Here is a 982-nt window from a genome sequence, read left to right as displayed (position 1 = left end):
CCTATCAAAAGGTCCTAGACTTTCTAGACTGGGCATCAAGCTGTCTCTTCGACTACTGACCCGACGATCCAAGCTAAGGTCATACCCTACTTTGCCCGCCATGACTTTTCGTTTTTTGCCAATATTTTTACTTACAGTTCTCTTTCTGCTTGAAGTGTACATTTACCACCTCCTCGCTTCCGGGTGAGAAGCGCTAAGCTATTCACCTATTAGTCTACGCCTAAATTCGACACCCCATTAAATTGTTTTGTCATAGTAATTCTGTGTTCATAGTTTTGAGTTATTAGTGAAGCCAGCGCGGCCGAAGGATCTGCCTACAGAAGTCGACTTACCTCGTGCCCGTAGGCAGAGGGTTCCACCCCTCGCTGATCAACCCCGTGCTAGCCCTCGTGCAAGCCGTAGAAGGATCTGCCTAAATGAGTAATGTACTGCTTGAATCAAGTACTCCCCCGCTAAAAAAAAGGCCGAGCAGTGGATCACTGATCGGCCTTTGCATTCCCTTTAGACTATGCGCTAGAAGTCTTCCCAGTCATCATCATCGTTTNAGTTATCACCACTGTATTTGATCACCTGATCTTCTGTCGGAGCAATACCGGTATCCATCGGCACCGAAGTCGTTTGCTGTGGAGCTTGGCTGACAGAAGGAGTCGGTGCAGGCGCTGATGTAGGTGCTGAAGCAGGCGCGCTAAATATTGCGGCCTGGTGATTCCCCACTCTGAAGAAGCTAACCATCTGATTCAAGGCTGATGCTTGCTCACTCAAAGCCTCACTAGAGGCACTTGCCTCTTCAACCAAGGCTGCGTTTTGCTGGGTCATATCATCCATTTGCATGACTGCTTGGTTAATCTGCCCAATACCATCATTCTGCTCGGCTGCTGCCGTGGCAATTTCTTCTACTCTTACAGCAACCTCTTCAACTGACTTCACGATATCCGCAAGTGTCTGGCCAGAATCATTTACAAGCTGAGAGCCCGTTTCAACC

At 48.4% G+C, this 982-nt stretch carries 1 protein-coding gene; it reads right to left on the bottom strand.

Features of this window, described 5'->3' with window-relative positions:
- Positions 1 to 513: 513 nt before the first annotated feature.
- The coding region (locus A3756_RS23980) for a methyl-accepting chemotaxis protein (RefSeq protein ID WP_231875628.1) at positions 514 to 982 on the bottom strand (469 nt) is incomplete at its 5' end.

It is taken from the genome of Oleiphilus sp. HI0086, from assembly GCF_001635225.1.
The sequence above is the reverse complement of the archived record's forward strand: the minus strand, read 5'-3'. Positions and strand labels throughout refer to the sequence as shown.